This is a genomic window from Microbacterium sp. NPDC087591, assembly GCF_044743625.1.
Classification (GTDB): domain Bacteria; phylum Actinomycetota; class Actinomycetes; order Actinomycetales; family Microbacteriaceae; genus Microbacterium.
In genome coordinates this window covers 619,417-633,795 of record NZ_JBIUWU010000003.1, presented here as the reverse complement: position 1 = coordinate 633,795, position 14,379 = coordinate 619,417, and the positions used below count along the sequence as shown (strand labels likewise).

Below are 14,379 nucleotides of genomic sequence, written 5' to 3'. Positions count from 1 at the left end.
CCACCGTGGACGAAGAGTTGTGAACGCACTTCTGAGGAGTTGTGAACGGGCGGTCAGCGCGAGGAGTTCGCGGTGCGGCCGCGCACGATGCCCACGAACGTCTCGACGTCGTCCGTGGTGCGGTCGCGGGGCCAGACCAGGGCCACAGTCGATGACGGGCCGTCGATCAGCGGGCGGTAGTCGGCGTCCTTGCGGTGGTGCAGACGTGCCAGCGACATCGGCACGATCACGACGCCGGCTCCGGAGGCGGCGGTCGCGATCGCGTCTGCCGTCGTGTCGAGTGCCGGAAAGTTCGGACTGAGCGTGTCGGGCAGATCGAGCGGACCGAGCACATCGTCACCGGGGACGATCACGACCTCGCCGGCGAGATCCGCGCTGGAGAGTTCGTCGACCGCCAGGAGGTGCGAGTCCGCGCCGGCGACCACGACCGGAACCTCGTCGTAGAGGGGGATGATGTGCAGCGTCGGATCGACGAGCGGCAGCCGCACCAGGGCCGCATCCAGATCGGCGAGTGCGGCGCGCTGCTCGGCGGCGGAGATCGGCACGAGCTCCAGTCGCACGTGGGGCATCCGCTGCTTCCACGCGTCGATCCAGCGGCCGGGAGTGGCGCCGGGAACCGCCCCGAGGCGGAAGAGACGCGGCTCCTCCGGTGCAGTACGCGGGGCGTCGAAGACGACCTTGTCCTGCGCTTTCGAGCGGGACTTCGCGCTGGGCTTCTTCGCGGCCCCCGCCGCGCCGCGACGCGCGGGCGTCGCTCCGCCGGTGCGCCGCGCCGGTCGCCGTCCCTGAGTCGCCATGCGATCCAGAGTATCGGTCGCCGGGCGGCGCACCCGCGTCATCGCTGAGGAGCAGCGCGGCGCTGGGCGTGGCGGATGAGGCCGACCGCGCCGCCCACGAGCACCAGCACGCCGATCGTCAGCAGCACGAGGGAGAACACCGTGTTCGGAGTCAGGCTCGTGATCCAGCCCGCCGTGCCCTCACGACGATCGTCGTCGGTGAGGGTCCAGATCCCGAAGGCGGCGATGGCGGCGAACAGCAGTCCCCATACGATCGCCGCACCGCGCGTGCGCGGCGGCGTCGGTTCGGCGGGAGCCGCGGCTGCGGAGACGGGACTCGCGGCGGATGATACCGCAGCCGTGGCCGCGACCGGGGCGGAGTGCGCCGTTCCGTCGTCGGCGGGAGGGGGTGCGTACTCCGTCTGCACGTCGTCCTGCGTGTCGTCGTGCGTGGGGGACGGCGGAGCGGCGGCGTCCGCGATCGGTCCGGGCGTCGCGGTAGTCGCATCCGTCTCGTCGGCGGCGTCATCCAGGGGGCTGGTCGGGGTGGTGTCGGCGCTCATCGCTCTTCCTCCGTGCTGTCGTAGATGGTGACCTGCACGTCGCCGGAGGTCTGGGTGATCGTGACCGGTTGTCGCGTCCGCACCGGAGTGTTCTCGGCGGCCGCTGTTGCGACGGCCGTCTGGGTTCCGTCCTGCTGCCCCACCAGCGGCCAGGTGCCGGAATCGAGGATCGTGCCCTCCTCGGCATCCACGCGCATCCAGGTCACCCGGCCGGAGTCGATGGTCGCGGTGAGGTCGAGCTCGACTCCGGGCTGCACGTCGATCCAGGTCTGGCCCGTCCCCTTGTCGATCACGATCGGACGCGGTGCGTCGTCGTGAGGCAGGAGCGTGACGTTGAGGTCGCCGAACGGCTGACGCACGTGAGTTGACTGCACGTTCGACACCGAGGCCCAGCCGAGGGTCAGATCGTCGAAGGTCGCGAACGAGCCCGCCGTCACGCCTCCGGCCAGCGTGAGCATCGTGAGGAAGGCGAGGAAGCCGCTCCGACGGCGGAACAGGCCGGCGATGATCATTCCCACCGCGAGCACGAGCGCGGCGCTGAACAGTCCCAGCGCGCCGGCGGTGGGCCCGCCGGTGAGACCCACGGCCGCACCGACCGCGAGAGCCAGGCCCATCGCGGACGCGACGAACGCGAAGCTCGCGCGCGGGTTCGACGCCCGGCGCAGGCGGCGGCGTTCCGCTGCCTCGGTCGCGAAGGTCGCGGCGGCGGCCTGGCGCTCCCGGCGCATCTGGTCGCGCGCGGCACGTTCGGCATCCTGCTGCTGTCGGCGCCAGGCCTGATCCTGCTCGCGCCAGGCCGCATGCTGCGCGCGCCAGGCGGCGAGCTCTTCGGGGTTCTGGCTGCTCGCGGGGAGCGGCGTCGGGGCGATCGGACGCTCGGTGGCGGGGAACGTGTGTCCTCCGGCAGCGTCGGGCGCAGGAGCCGGGGCGAGGGGGAGCGGCGGTGTCGCACCCGCGCCCTCGGCGGTACCCGAATCGCCGAGGGTCGCGGATGCTCCCGGAGCCGCGGAGTCGGGCGAAGCCTGCCCACTCGACGCGGAGACATCCGGGGTGCGGCTCGCAGCACGCACGATCAGGAAGAGCAGGCCGCCGACCACGACCAGTCCGGCGATCCAGCCGAACACGGACAGGGCCGACCAGCTCTCGTAGCCGAGGCCGAACAGGCGGCCGCTCAAGGGTGCCGTCGGGATGAGGCCGACGACGGCCATGCCGAGGATGCCGAGCTGCACGGGCTGGAAGTCCCGGTTGAGCAGGTCGCGGGCGTGGATCCGCCCGTCGGCATCCGGCAGCAGCGCCCAGGCGAGGGCGTAGAGGAAGATCACCGGCAGCCCGAACAGCGCGGCGATCACCAGCACACCGCGGACGATCAGCGGATCGATGCGCAGTCGGGCGGCGATGCCTGCGGCGATGCCGCCGAGCCAGCCGTCGGAGCGTGCGATGCCGAGACCGGCGAACCAGAGGAAGAAGCGCTCGGCGGAGGGAGAGGTGGCGGGCGGAGTGCGGGTGCCGGCGGCGGGATCGGTCGCGTCGGCGGCAGGCGGAGGCGCTGTCGGAATCGTCATGCTTCGATACTGTCCGCCACAGGGGCGCGCCGACCATGGGGTGAACCCCTGAGCGACCCCTGATCTTGTCCGCGGGAATCCCCCCAGGGTGCCGGCGGGTGATTGGATGGGCGACATGTCCTCTTCCGCGCCGCCCGCCTCCGCGCGCCCTCCCCGTGTCGCCGCGCCTCCGCGCCCGGCGCTCACCAGGGACCGCGAGTGCCTGGTGTCGGGCGTCAGCGCGGGCCTCGCGCGCCACCTCGGCGCACCGGTGTGGATGATCCGGGCCCTGTTCGTCGCGCTCACGCTGTGCGGCGGGGCAGGGGTGCTCTTGTACGCCTGGTGCTGGGTGTTCACGCCGTGGACCGAGGAGCCTGCGACGGAGGCGGCAGAGGGAGCCCCCGACGGCGAGCTGACGCCGGCAGCGTCGGCCGGGGGATCCGCGCCGTCACGGAGGGTTCCGGTGGCGTGGATGCTGCTGGCGCCGGCCGCGCTCGGGGTACTGCTCCTCGCATCATGGTCCGTCGGGGGAAGCCCGACCGGAACCGTGCTCTCGCAGACACCGGCCGTGCTGACGGCGACGGGCGCGGTCGTGCTCGCGACGGCCGCCGGTCTGTGGGCGACGCTGATCGATCGCACCGACACCGCTCGTGGGCCCCGCCACACCGCCGTCGTCCGCATCCTCGCGGTCGCGCTGCTCGTGGTGCTCTTCTTCGTGCTGCTGTCCCGCGCCACCGGCGGCATCGAGTTCCTGATCGCGCTGCTGCCGCTGGCCGGCATCCTGGCCGTCGCCTCATCGACGCTCATCCATCGCTGGCGGGAGCTCGCAGGAGAGCGCACCCGTCGCATCCGCGAGGAGCAGCGCAGTGAGATGGCCGCGCATCTGCACGACTCGGTGCTGCAGACGCTCGCACTCATCCAGAACCGGGCCGGAGCCTCGAGCGAGGCGGCTCGCCTGGCCAGGGCACAGGAGCGCGAGCTGCGCGCCTGGCTGTACGACGGCGATGCGCCTGCCGACAGCGACCTGCCCACCGACCTGCGCGACTACGCAGGCGCGCTCGAGCTCGACTATCCGGTGCGGATCGACGTCGTCTCCGCCGGACTGTCGGCGGAGCGCGCGAGCGGCGAGCTGGCCGCCGCCGCACGCGAGGCGATGGTGAACGCCGCGCGGCACGCGGGCGGGGAGATCTCGGTCTACATCGAGGGCAGCGTCTCGGGGGTCGACGTGTTCATCCGCGACCGTGGTGCCGGGTTCGACCTCGACGCGGTTCCGAGCGATCGGCTCGGCGTCAGACAGTCGATCATCGGACGCATGCGCCGCGCGGGCGGTAGCGCCACCGTGCGCAGCACCGACAGCGGCACCGAGGTGCACCTGACCTTCTCGACGACGGGGGAGAACCGTGGCTGACCGCGTGCGCGTGGTGATCGTCGATGATCACTCCATCTTCCGCTCCGGCCTCCGCGCCGATCTCGATGACAGCGTCGACGTCGTGGGGGAGGCGTCCGACGTGCCCTCAGCGATCGCCGTGATCCGCGAGACGGCGCCCGACATCGTGCTCCTCGACGTGCACCTCCCCGGTGGCAGCGGCGATGACGCGAGCGGCGGGGAAGCCGTCATCCGTGGCAGCGCGCCCACGACGTCGAAGTTCCTCGCGCTGAGCGTCTCGGACGCGGCGTCCGATGTGGTGAGGGTCATCCGTGCCGGCGCGCGCGGCTACATCACGAAGGGGTCCTCCGGCGTCGAGGTCAGCAGCGCCGTGCACGCGGTGGCCGGCGGCGATGCGGTGTTCTCGCCGCGGCTGGCTGGGTTCGTGCTCGACGCGTTCGGCGCGGTGTCGGGTGAGACCGCGACCGCGAACGACGAGCTCGACCGGCTCTCGGCGCGCGAGCAGGAGGTCATGCGGCTCATCGCCCGCGGCTACGCCTACAAGGAGGTCGCCGCAGAGCTGTTCATCTCGATCAAGACGGTCGAGACGCACGTGTCCGCGGTGCTGCGGAAGCTGCAGCTCTCCTCACGACATGAGCTGACGGTGTGGGCCTCGGAGCGACGGCTGCTGTAGCAGCCGTGCCCCGGGGCGGAGTGACTCAGGCGGCGAGCCAGAGACCCTTGGGGTTCGTGGCCACCGTGAGACCGGCCGCGACCGTCTCGTCGTCGCCGATGCGGGCTCCGCGCACGATGCGTGCTCCGGCGCCGACCTCGGTACGGACTCCGACATACGCGTTGTCGCCGATCGCCGCGCCCTGACCGATGTGGGCGTGCGCCTCGATGTGCGCCCCTTCGCCGATCACGGCATCCGGTTCGATCCACGCACCCCGTGCGATCGTCGCCCCGGCGCCGATGCGTGCGCCCGGTTCGATGTAGGCGCCGGCTTCGATGTGCGCCTTGGGGTGCACCTTCGCGCCGTGCGCGACGAGACCTCGACCGTTCGCGTGCTTGCGGTACCGCAGCGTGGCGCCCTGGTCGTTCTCGATGTCGATGTAGTTCTTGCCCACGATTCCTCCCGTGCTCCGGAGATTCCCCGGATATATGCACAACCATGGGACTGGTGAATTCATTCCCTCACGGGGATGCTGTTCACCGCTGGCAGGAGGGGCACCAGAAGGTGATCCGTTCGCGGGTCGGATCCGCGCCCTGCTCACCCCGTCGAATGCGGGTTCCGCAGCGCCGGCACGGCTTGCCCGCGCGGCCGTACACCCACGTGGCCTGGCCGGGGCGATCGATGCCGGTGAACGTGCGCCCGGAGCGGTCGCGGTTGGCGCGGATGGTGCGCACGCCGAGGTCGATCAGTGCGGCGGTGTCGACCTCCGGCGTCGGGGTGGTCGGCAGGATTCCGCGGAGGAACAGGAGTTCTGCGGCGTACTCGTTGCCGAAGCCCGCGACGTTGCGCTGATCGAGGAGCGCCACATGGATGCTGCGGGTGTCGGCGCTGAGCCGGCGCACGGCCTCGGCTGCGTCCCAGTCCGGAGCCAGAGGATCGGGACCCAGGTGGCCCACCAGCTGACTCTCGTCGCGGGTGGGCACGACCTCGATCTCGGCGATGTCGACGCCGACCGCCTCACGCTCAGCGGTGCCGACGATCGCGCGCACCTTGAAGGCCGGATGCCGCCACTTCTCGCCCGGCCGGTAGACGAACCAGGCGCCGTCCATGCGCAGGTGCGAATGCAGGGTGCTGTCACCGATCCGCAGCAGCAGGTGCTTGCCGCGCGCCGCCACGCCGTGGATCGGCTGACCGGTCAGATCGACCGTGGCCGCCTGCGGCACGCGCAGGTCGAAGCGGGTGGCTGTCGCGCCGGCCAGTGCCTCGTCGAGTCGTCGCGCCGTGCGGAAGACGGTGTCGCCCTCGGGCATCAGCGGAGTCCCGTCGGCGGTTCGTGGGGCCCTGAGCCCGGGGCCCTGAGCTCGACGAAGGGCGACGAGCCCGGCGCCGGCGTGGGCGTGCGCTCCGTCATGGTGCGGGCGAGCATCGTGGCGCCGGCCACCGCGGCGGGCATCACCGCGACCGCGCCGCCGGGGACGAGGAAGCACAGCTGGGTCGCGACACCGAAGCCGAGCACGCGCGCCCTGCTGCCGCCGAACAGCGCCGCACGGTCCGCGGGGCTGAAGTCGCGCGCGTCGAAGGCGCGACCGGTGAGCTCGCGTGCCAGCATCCGCCCCGAGAGCACGATGCCGGCGACGGGGCCGAGGAAGCCGCCGATCAGGGGGACCAGTCCGAGGACGAGCACGAGGATCGCGATCAACAGGCCCAGCAGCACGAGACGGAGGCCTTCGCCGACCGTCGTCCAGAAGCTGCCGCCGTCGGCCGGAGGCGCATCGCCGAGGTCGCGCTCCACGGCGTGCCAGATGCGCTGGTAGAACGGGTCGCCGATCGTGAGGGTGAGGGCGGTGAACACGGCGCCAGCGAGGGCGAGACCGGCTGCGATGAGGACGAGACTGACCGCTCCGCGCAGCAGCCCGCGCCACGGCTCGATCCAGCCGTCGGCGAACGGCGTGAGCCAGGTCGAGATCGACCCGGTCCCCAGCACGAGGGGCACCAGCACGGCAGCGAGCACGATGACCGCGATGACCGCGGGGATCAGGCCGAGCGCCATCAGCCCCGGCCGCGTGCGCCACAGTCCGAAGCCGCGCAGCAGGAGACGCACGCCGGTGCTGAACTCTCGGATCATGGCTCTCAGCGTAGAAGACGCGGGCTGGCCTGTCGTTTCGGGCCGGAGCGGAGCGCGCAGGGTCAGGCCGCCTTGCGCAGGGTGTAGCCGCGGGGCGTGACCACGAAACCAGCCTCCTGCAGGGCCAGGGCGAGTTCGGTGCCGTAGACGCCCTCGCCGTTGACCTTCTCGACCGTGAGCGTGTCCAGCCGCCGGCTCCGTGCCGTCGCGGCGAGGTCCGATGCCGCGGCGCGCAGCACGTCGCCGTCGTCGCTGAACGACAGCACGGTCCGCCCGCCCCGCTCGAGGTAGAGCACGAGGGATCCGTCGACCAGCACGACGAGTCCACCCGCCTTGCGGCCGGGGCGGTGCGACACCTCGTCGAGCTTGGGCCAGCCGAGCGCGGCTCCGTAGGGGTTCGCGGGGTCGGTGGCCGCCAGGGTCACAGCCGCACGGGGAGCGGGGTCGGCGAGCCCGGCGAAAGTACGCAGACGATCCACCGTGGCGGATGCCGCGAACTGCGCCGCACCCAGCTTCTCGATCACGTAGCCACGGCGGCAGTGTCCGGCTTCCTCGAAGCCTGCGAGCACACGATAGGCCTGCGCGAAACCTCCCGGCACACCCTCCGCCTGCACGGCGCCGCGGGTGACGACGCCGTAGCGGTCGAGCAGCAGCCCTGCCGTGACCGTGGCCCGGCGGGCGGCGTCGGTCTCGACGGTCGGCAGCAGCGACCACCGGCCGCCGGTCGGGCCGGGACGGGGAGCGGTGCGGGTCAGCGACATGCCGCGGTACGTGCGGGTGCGCGGCGCCTTGCGGGTCACGCGATGCGCCTGAGAGCCCCCGGCGAGCAGCGAGCGGATCGGCGCGAAGGTGTCGTTCGTGACGTGCCCCGACCAGGTCAGCGACCACAGGGCCTCCAGCACGGACTGTGGATCCTGAGCCTGACGAACGGCGTCGTCCGCTTCGACCATGTCCCTCAACTGGGCGGCGAAGTACGCCCCTCCCGCCTGCAGCGCCGTGAGCAGTCGGGCCTCGAGCGAGTCGACGGCGATCTCGGCGTCGGGCTCGGGAAGCGTGAAGGGGGCGAGGTCGGCGGGATGCAGCGACACCCAACCGTCGCGTCCGGGCAGCGTGCCGTGGCCGGACCAGATGACCTCGCCCGCCGCTGTGAGCTCGTCGAGCATCGCGGGCGAGTAGTCGCGCACGCGCGAGGGGAGCACGAGCGACTCCCATGCGCTCGCCGGGATCGGCACGCCCGCGAACTGCTCGATCACGCTGATCACCCCGTCGAGCCCCTCGAGCGGACGCCCCAGATGCTGCCAATCGGGCAGGAAGCGTGCATAGGCCTCAGGCGAGACCGGCTCCACGCTGCCCCGGATCGCGGCGAGCGACCGCATGCGCAGCCGCCGCAGCACCTCGGTGTCGCACCACTCGATGTCGTTGCCTGAACCGCCCCCTGAGCCCGACGAAGGGTCCGGCAGGAAGTAGCCGCTCGTCAGACGCCCCGCCGCTTCGAGTCGTTGCAGGGTGTGCCGGGCGACCGCTGCTCCGATGCCGAAACGGGTGGCGACGGCATCCGTGGTGAAGGGGCCGTGGGTGCGGGCGTGCCGGGCGACCAGGTCGCCCAGCGGGTCGGAGAGCGGTTCGAGGAACGCGACGGGGATGCCGGTGGGGAGCGCGGCGCCGAGCGCATCACGCAGCCGCCCGGCATCCTCGATCGCCGCGATGCGGGTCGTGCCCGCGATCGTGACCGGGATCGCCCGGCGGGCGCTGATCAGGGCGTCCAGGTGCGCGGCGGCGTCGTCGATGCGGACGGCATCGGCATCGGTCTCGTTCTCGGGGGCGAGTCGGGCGGCGACCTCGACCGCGTCGAGCGGTCCGAGCATGCGCAGGAGGTCCGCGACTCCTTCCAGACCGCGCGCCCGGCGTTCGGGGTCGAGACGCTGGGCCTCGCGCTCGAACTGCGCGATCACCTCGGGGTCGAGAAGCTCACGCAGCTCGACGGTGCCCAGCAGTTCGCCGAGCAGTGCGGGGTCGACCGAGAGCGCCGCCGCCCGCCGCTCGGCCAACGGAGAGTCGCCTTCGTACATGAAGGCGCCGACGTAGCCGAACAGCAGATCGCGCGCATAGGGGGAGGGCTGGGCGGGCTGGGTCTCGACCAGGCGCACCCGACGGTCGGCGATCGAGGTCGCGAGGCGCCGCAGGGAGGGGAGGTCGTAGACGTCCTGCAGTACTTCGCGCAGCGTCTCCAGGATCACCGGGAAGGTGGGGTGCCGACGCGCGACTTCGAGCAGCTGCGCCGAGCGCTGCCGCTGCTGCCACAGCGGAGACCGCCGGTTCGGGTTGGTGCGCGGCATGAGCAGCGCGCGGGCGGCGCACTCGCGGAAGCGCGAGGCGAACAGCGCTGAGCCGCCGACCTCCTCGGTGACGAGGTGCTCGAGCTCATCGGGGTCGAACACGAACAGCTCCGCACCGGGGGGTTCGGTCTCGGCATCCGGAATGCGCACGATGATGCCGTCATCGCTCGCGACAGCCGATCCCTCGACGCCGAGGCGCTCGCGCACGCGGGCATTGATGGCCAGCGCCCAGGGTGCGTGCACTTTCATGCCGTACGGGGAATGCAGGATCACGCGCCAGTCGCCGACCTCGTCACGCCCCCGCTCGACCGTCAGCGTGCGATCGGTGGGCAGCGTCCCCGTGGCCTCGCGCTGCTCGGTCAGGTGGGCCATGAGGTTCGTGCGGGCCTGCTCGTCGAGCCCCGCCTCGATCAGGCGCTGTGCGGCCTTCTCCGGGGTGGCCGTGGAGACCTCGCGGGAGAACCTGCCGAGCGCCTCTCCGAGTTCGAACGGGCGGCCGATGCCGTCGCCGTGCCAGAACGGCACCTTGCCCGGCTGGCCGTACGCGGGGATCACGTTGACGCGGTCGTGCGTGATCTCGGCGATCCGCCAGCTGGTGGTGCCGAGCGTGAAGACGTCGCCCACGCGCGACTCGTAGACCATCTCCTCGTCGAGCTCGCCCACCCTGGCGCCGGTGGTCTCGCCGGCCACGAAGACGCCGAAGAGACCGCGGTCGGGGATGGTGCCCCCGCTGGTCACGGCGATGCGCTGCGCGCCGGGGCGGCCGGTGAGCGTTCCGGCGTCGCGGTCCCACACCAGTCGGGGGCGGAGCTCGGCGAACTCGTCGGAGGGGAAGCGCCCGGCCAGCAGGTCGAGCGTCGCCTCGTACGCCGAGCGCGGCAGCGACTGGAAGGGGGCGGAACGGCGCACCGTCTCGAACCACTCCTCGACGCTGATCGCCCCGAGAGCACTCGCGGCGACGGTCTGCTGCGCGAGGATGTCGAGCGGATTGCGCGGCACCTGGATCGCCTCGATCTTGCCCGCCAGCATCCGCTCGGTGACGATCGCGGTGTGCAGCACATCGCCACGGTGCTTGGGGAACAGCGCGGCGCGGCTGATCTCGCCGACCTGATGCCCTGCGCGCCCCACGCGCTGCAGCCCCGATGCGGCGGACGGAGGGGCCTCGACCTGGATCACGAGATCGACCGCTCCCATGTCGATGCCGAGTTCGAGGCTGCTGGTCGCCACCACGCAGCGCAGCACTCCGGACTTGAGCTCCTCCTCGACGAGGGCGCGCTGCTCCTTCGACACCGAGCCGTGGTGGGCCTTGGCCAGCACGGGGTCGGCGCCGGCCGTCGCCCCCGCCTGCGCCATCATCTGCGCGGGCATGGCGGACTCGGGCAGCGGGGCCCCGATGCGCTCGGAGTAGATCTCGTTCAGACGGCCGGTCAGCCGCTCGGCCAGACGGCGCGAGTTCGAGAAGACGATGGTCGAGCTGTTCTGGAGGATGCGGTCGACGATCGCCTCCTCGACATGCGGCCACACCGAGCCGGTGACCTCGGTGTACTCCGCATCGACGCCGGGCGCTTCGGGTGGGGCGCCGGGCGGCGGGGGCGGATTGGTCATGTCGTCCATCGGGACCACGACCGAGAGCTCGAAGGTCTTGGATGCGGGCGGCGCGACGATCTCGACCGGCGCCGACCCGCCGAGGAACCGGGCGACCTCGTCGATGGGGCGCACCGTCGCCGACAGCCCGATGCGCTGGGCGGCCGTCTCGACGCCGTGCGAACGACGCAGCGCGTCGAGGCGTTCCAGGCTCACGGCCAGGTGGGCGCCGCGCTTGGTGGCCGCCACCGCGTGCACCTCGTCGATGATGACGGTGTGCACGCCGCGCAGGGTCTCGCCCGCGCGGCTGGTGAGCATCAGGTACAGCGATTCGGGTGTCGTGATCAGGATGTCGGGCGGATCGGAGACGAGCTTGCGCCGATCGCTCGACGTCGTATCGCCGGAGCGCACCCCCACCGTCACCGCGGGCGCCGGGATGCCCAGGCGCCGGGCGGACTGCCCGATGCCGATCAGGGGGGAGCGCAGGTTGCGCTCGACATCGACGCCCAGGGCCTTGAGGGGCGAGATGTAGAGGATGCGTGTGCGGGGCTCGCCCTTCGCCGGCGCCTCGATCCCGGCCTCTGTCGCGCTCGTGCGCTCACGGAACACGCTGTCGATCGCCCACAGGAATGCCGAGAGCGTCTTGCCGGACCCGGTCGGGGCGACGACGAGGGCGTGCTTGCCGGCCGAGATCGCCGTCCACGCTCCGGCCTGCGCGGGTGTGGGCGCGGGAAACGCCCCCCGGAACCAGTCCTGCGTGGCGGGGGTGAAGCGGTCGAGCACGTCGCTCATCCCTCCATCATCACGCCTGCCACCGACATCCGGGTGGTCGGGGACTCAGAAGCTGGCGATGCCCTTGCCCAGCAACTGCGCGCCGAGCACGATGAACAGGATCGTCATGATGGTCGCGTTGTTCGCGGTGAGCCAGATGCGGATGCCGGCGAGCACGGTGGCTGCTCGAGCGGGAGCCGCGACCGCGGTGAGGACGGGCACGGTCACGCTGAGCGCGGCGATCACCGTGAAGACCACGGTGGTGAGTGCCATCGCGCCGGCATCGAGCGAGCCTCGTCCGATGGTGGCTCCTGCTGCAGCCGCCATCATCAGGTTCTTCGGATTCACGGCGGCGAGCGCGAAGCCGAGACCGATCGCGGCGAGCGGCTTCATCGAGTCGATCTTCGACATCCACGAGGGCAGCTCCGCGGTGAGGCCCGGAGCGGGACGCGACCGCCACTGGCGCACCGCGAGCAGGAGGAGCAGCGCGCCCAGGACCAGCTGGAACGTCCCGATGACCGGCTCCGATCCTCCCGATGCGTCCGGCTCCGGCACGGCGCCGGCGAGCAGCACGAACGTCGTCGTCGCGACGAGTACACCGACGATCCAGCCGAGCAGGAAGCCGAGTCCCAGCTGCTTCGACCGAGGGGACATCAGCATCAGGATCACGGCGATGATCGGGAGGGGGCTGATCGCGATCGCGACCGCAGAGGGCAGCGTAGTGCCCAGGACATCCAGCATCTTCGGTCCGCTCTGCTCAGGAACCGAGAAGCTGACGCTTCGCCAGAGCGAACTCGTCCGCGGACAGCAGGCCCTGCTGCTGGAGTTCGGCGAGCTGCTGGAGCCGCGCGACGAGGTCGATCGGAACAGCGGCTGCGGCAGCGGGTGCCGGTGCGGGTGGGGCCATGGGAGCGGCGGCCGCCTGCTGTGCGTATGCGGCCTGCTGCTGGTGCTGGAGTGCCTGCTGCTCGGCGGCTCTGGTGTGCTGGCGCTGGGCGACGGCACCGCTCACCGCTGTCGCGGTTCCGGCGACCACGGCCGTCCGCGCGGCCATCCCCAGGAGACCGGGGCGGCCTCCTCTTCGCATCAATGGCATGTCAGATGTCCTCTCCGGTGGCGACCAGGGCGGCCGATACGAGCTCGTTCACCAATGGCGCGGGCACTCTCTCCGTGCGCACCACTCGCCCGCCCTCGGAGGCGAGTCGGGAGGCGAGTTCCGTTGCCCAGCGCATCTCGATCGCGGCGATGGCCACACCGATACCGGGCGCGGTGTGCGCGATGGACTCCGCGATGTCGTCCTCGCCGATGAGGCCTTCGATCTCCAGCTCGAGTCCTATCCCCGAGAGCGCGTGCGCGGCATCCTCCCGGAGTTCGGTGAGGTGGACCGATCCGTCTGCGCGCCGGGCGACCACGACGAGGTCGACCACGCGTACTGTGCCGGATGCCGACAGCGTCAGGAGCGCATCGAGGACGGCGGGGGCGAGGCCCTCTCCCTCGAACTCCACGACATACACCTCGATCGGACCATAGGCGAACCCGGATGACGTCATGATCCGGCTCCCGCGATGCCAGGGAAGGTCCAGGAGCCGTCCAGCACCTCGGGGCGCGGGCGATACAACCGCACCAGGTAGTTCCAGCCCTCCGTGATCGGCAGCGCATTGGGCGCCGACGGATCGCCGCCGAAGCGCACCGTGATCGTGCCGTCGTCCTCGCGCTGCCCCGTGATGTTGTTCACGCTGTAGGCGCCGGATGGGTTCGCCTCGAAGTAGCCGTCGGCGTTGTACAGCGAGATCGACCAGAAGCCGTCGACCGGGACGTCTCCGATCGTCAGCGTGTACTCGCCGACCGGCAGCTCCGGGTTGACGTTGACGTAGAACGCCTCGGTCTCCGGCAGGCCGCCCCATCCTGCCGCGGCACCGAGGAGGTGGCGGATCGGGTCGACGTCCTCCTTCCTGCCGAAGGCGCGGTCGAATCCGCCCAGTCCCTTCGCGAGCTCGAGGATCGCGCCGCGCGTCGCCGCGAAGGAGACCTCGTCATACGGGGCAGGGGTGAACTGCCCGCCCGCGACAGAGGAGAGCGCGAGCTGATCCTGCAGCGCGTTCACGGCCGCGACATCCGCCGGATCCTCCGGGTCGACCAGCACCCGCGCGGCCGCGAGCACGAAGTCGCTGCCGAGCGCGTCAGCGGTCAGGTCGTAGGTGCCGCCGGAGTGCAGTACGAGGTTGATGTAGTGGTCCTCGTTCACGAACATGACCGAGATGTAGCGCTCACCGGCATCCGGGATCGTGATGGTCGCGCCCTGGGACACATCGATGATGGCGGCGCTGTAGAGCGTGTCGCGATTCATGCGGATGACGGTCTGCTGGTCGATCGGCGTCGGCGTCCGGTAGTGGTTCCAGATGTTCGATCCGCCGGCTGCCGCGGCGATGCCGGCGAACATGCGGGCACTCTCGACGCGGACGAAGTTCTCGAACGTGACGTGGACGGAGGAGTCGGACATGGCGGCCTTTCGTCGGGTGTGCGACCATCCTGGGGTATCCGCAGTGGCGTGCGCATCATCAAACGAGGATGATCTCGATCAGGAGAATTGGTGAGTGCGCAGTCGCACGGGATGTACTGGGGTGCGCAGCGCGAACGAAAGGCA

Annotated in this window: 13 protein-coding genes; 2 read left to right on the top strand and 11 right to left on the bottom strand. The window is 71.3% G+C overall.

Translation table 11 applies throughout. From position 1 onward, the window contains the following. Positions 1–53: 53 nt before the first annotated feature. From ACIOVG_RS17615 to ACIOVG_RS17605, 3 genes are read right to left on the bottom strand one after another with little or no spacing between them, the layout of a single operon-like run. Complete coding sequence (locus ACIOVG_RS17615) at positions 54–797, bottom strand: LysR substrate-binding domain-containing protein (RefSeq protein ID WP_400876337.1); 744 nt, start codon at positions 795–797, stop codon at positions 54–56. Between the two features lie 38 nt (positions 798–835). Then, positions 836–1,339 (bottom strand): hypothetical protein, encoded by a 504-nt coding sequence (locus tag ACIOVG_RS17610; RefSeq protein ID WP_400876334.1) that lies wholly within the window; start codon positions 1,337–1,339, stop codon positions 836–838. Further along, positions 1,336–2,901, bottom strand: coding sequence for a PspC domain-containing protein (locus tag ACIOVG_RS17605; RefSeq protein WP_400876331.1), 1,566 nt, complete (start codon positions 2,899–2,901; stop codon positions 1,336–1,338). The genes ACIOVG_RS17610 and ACIOVG_RS17605 overlap by 4 nt, the downstream gene beginning before the upstream one ends. 115 nt (positions 2,902–3,016) lie before the next feature. On the opposite strand from ACIOVG_RS17605, the gene ACIOVG_RS17600 reads away from it, so the two are divergent. Continuing rightward, positions 3,017–4,288: a PspC domain-containing protein gene (locus ACIOVG_RS17600; protein WP_400876329.1), complete on the top strand. Its 1,272-nt coding sequence runs from the start codon at positions 3,017–3,019 to the stop codon at positions 4,286–4,288. Beyond that, complete coding sequence (locus ACIOVG_RS17595; RefSeq protein WP_400876326.1) at positions 4,281–4,940, top strand: LuxR C-terminal-related transcriptional regulator; 660 nt, start codon at positions 4,281–4,283, stop codon at positions 4,938–4,940. The genes ACIOVG_RS17600 and ACIOVG_RS17595 overlap by 8 nt, the downstream gene beginning before the upstream one ends. Before the next feature lie 25 nt (positions 4,941–4,965). Here ACIOVG_RS17595 and ACIOVG_RS17590 read toward each other — a convergent pair whose 3' ends face one another. From ACIOVG_RS17590 to ACIOVG_RS17555, 8 genes are all read right to left on the bottom strand, one after another. Beyond that, a complete protein-coding gene (locus tag ACIOVG_RS17590) occupies positions 4,966–5,373 on the bottom strand; it encodes a DapH/DapD/GlmU-related protein (RefSeq protein ID WP_141870873.1) in 408 nt (135 codons plus the stop codon). 82 nt (positions 5,374–5,455) lie between these two features. Beyond that, a complete protein-coding gene (locus ACIOVG_RS17585) occupies positions 5,456–6,229 on the bottom strand; it encodes a DNA-formamidopyrimidine glycosylase family protein (RefSeq protein ID WP_400876322.1) in 774 nt (257 codons plus the stop codon). Further along, positions 6,229–7,044, bottom strand: a complete 816-nt coding sequence (locus ACIOVG_RS17580) for an EI24 domain-containing protein (protein ID WP_400876319.1) — start codon at positions 7,042–7,044, stop codon at positions 6,229–6,231. Before ACIOVG_RS17580 ends, ACIOVG_RS17585 begins: the two co-directional genes overlap by 1 nt. Before the next feature lie 62 nt (positions 7,045–7,106). Continuing rightward, positions 7,107–11,756, bottom strand: a complete 4,650-nt coding sequence (locus ACIOVG_RS17575; protein ID WP_400876316.1) for an ATP-dependent helicase — start codon at positions 11,754–11,756, stop codon at positions 7,107–7,109. Positions 11,757–11,801: 45 nt separating this feature from the next. Further along, positions 11,802–12,476 carry a GAP family protein gene (locus ACIOVG_RS17570; RefSeq protein WP_363555499.1) on the bottom strand — a complete coding sequence of 225 codons (675 nt, stop codon included), beginning with the start codon at positions 12,474–12,476 and terminating at the stop codon, positions 11,802–11,804. Between the two features lie 16 nt (positions 12,477–12,492). Beyond that, entirely contained in the window at positions 12,493–12,831 is a 339-nt protein-coding gene (locus ACIOVG_RS17565; protein ID WP_400876313.1) for an SHOCT domain-containing protein, read from the bottom strand. Between the two features lies 1 nt (position 12,832). Then, positions 12,833–13,285, bottom strand: coding sequence for a DUF6325 family protein (locus ACIOVG_RS17560; protein ID WP_400876310.1), 453 nt, complete (start codon positions 13,283–13,285; stop codon positions 12,833–12,835). Next, complete coding sequence (locus tag ACIOVG_RS17555; RefSeq protein WP_400876307.1) at positions 13,282–14,235, bottom strand: DUF1214 domain-containing protein; 954 nt, start codon at positions 14,233–14,235, stop codon at positions 13,282–13,284. Before ACIOVG_RS17555 ends, ACIOVG_RS17560 begins: the two co-directional genes overlap by 4 nt. Positions 14,236–14,379: the final 144 nt, after the last annotated feature.

What these genes read in the sequence shown, in the direction of transcription:
- ACIOVG_RS17610 (WP_400876334.1), bottom strand. Translation starts at nt 1,339, where the DNA reads ATGAGCGCCGACACCACCCCGACCAGCCCCCTGGATGACGCCGCCGAC.
- ACIOVG_RS17560 (WP_400876310.1), bottom strand. Translation starts at nt 13,285, where the DNA reads ATGACGTCATCCGGGTTCGCCTATGGTCCGATCGAGGTGTATGTCGTG.
- ACIOVG_RS17575 (WP_400876316.1), bottom strand. Translation starts at nt 11,756, where the DNA reads ATGAGCGACGTGCTCGACCGCTTCACCCCCGCCACGCAGGACTGGTTC.
- ACIOVG_RS17580 (WP_400876319.1), bottom strand. Translation starts at nt 7,044, where the DNA reads ATGATCCGAGAGTTCAGCACCGGCGTGCGTCTCCTGCTGCGCGGCTTC.
- ACIOVG_RS17565 (WP_400876313.1), bottom strand. Translation starts at nt 12,831, where the DNA reads ATGCCATTGATGCGAAGAGGAGGCCGCCCCGGTCTCCTGGGGATGGCC.
- ACIOVG_RS17600 (WP_400876329.1), top strand. Translation starts at nt 3,017, where the DNA reads ATGTCCTCTTCCGCGCCGCCCGCCTCCGCGCGCCCTCCCCGTGTCGCC.
- ACIOVG_RS17615 (WP_400876337.1), bottom strand. Translation starts at nt 797, where the DNA reads ATGGCGACTCAGGGACGGCGACCGGCGCGGCGCACCGGCGGAGCGACG.
- ACIOVG_RS17585 (WP_400876322.1), bottom strand. Translation starts at nt 6,229, where the DNA reads ATGCCCGAGGGCGACACCGTCTTCCGCACGGCGCGACGACTCGACGAG.
- ACIOVG_RS17605 (WP_400876331.1), bottom strand. Translation starts at nt 2,901, where the DNA reads ATGACGATTCCGACAGCGCCTCCGCCTGCCGCCGACGCGACCGATCCC.
- ACIOVG_RS17570 (WP_363555499.1), bottom strand. Translation starts at nt 12,476, where the DNA reads ATGCTGGATGTCCTGGGCACTACGCTGCCCTCTGCGGTCGCGATCGCG.
- ACIOVG_RS17555 (WP_400876307.1), bottom strand. Translation starts at nt 14,235, where the DNA reads ATGTCCGACTCCTCCGTCCACGTCACGTTCGAGAACTTCGTCCGCGTC.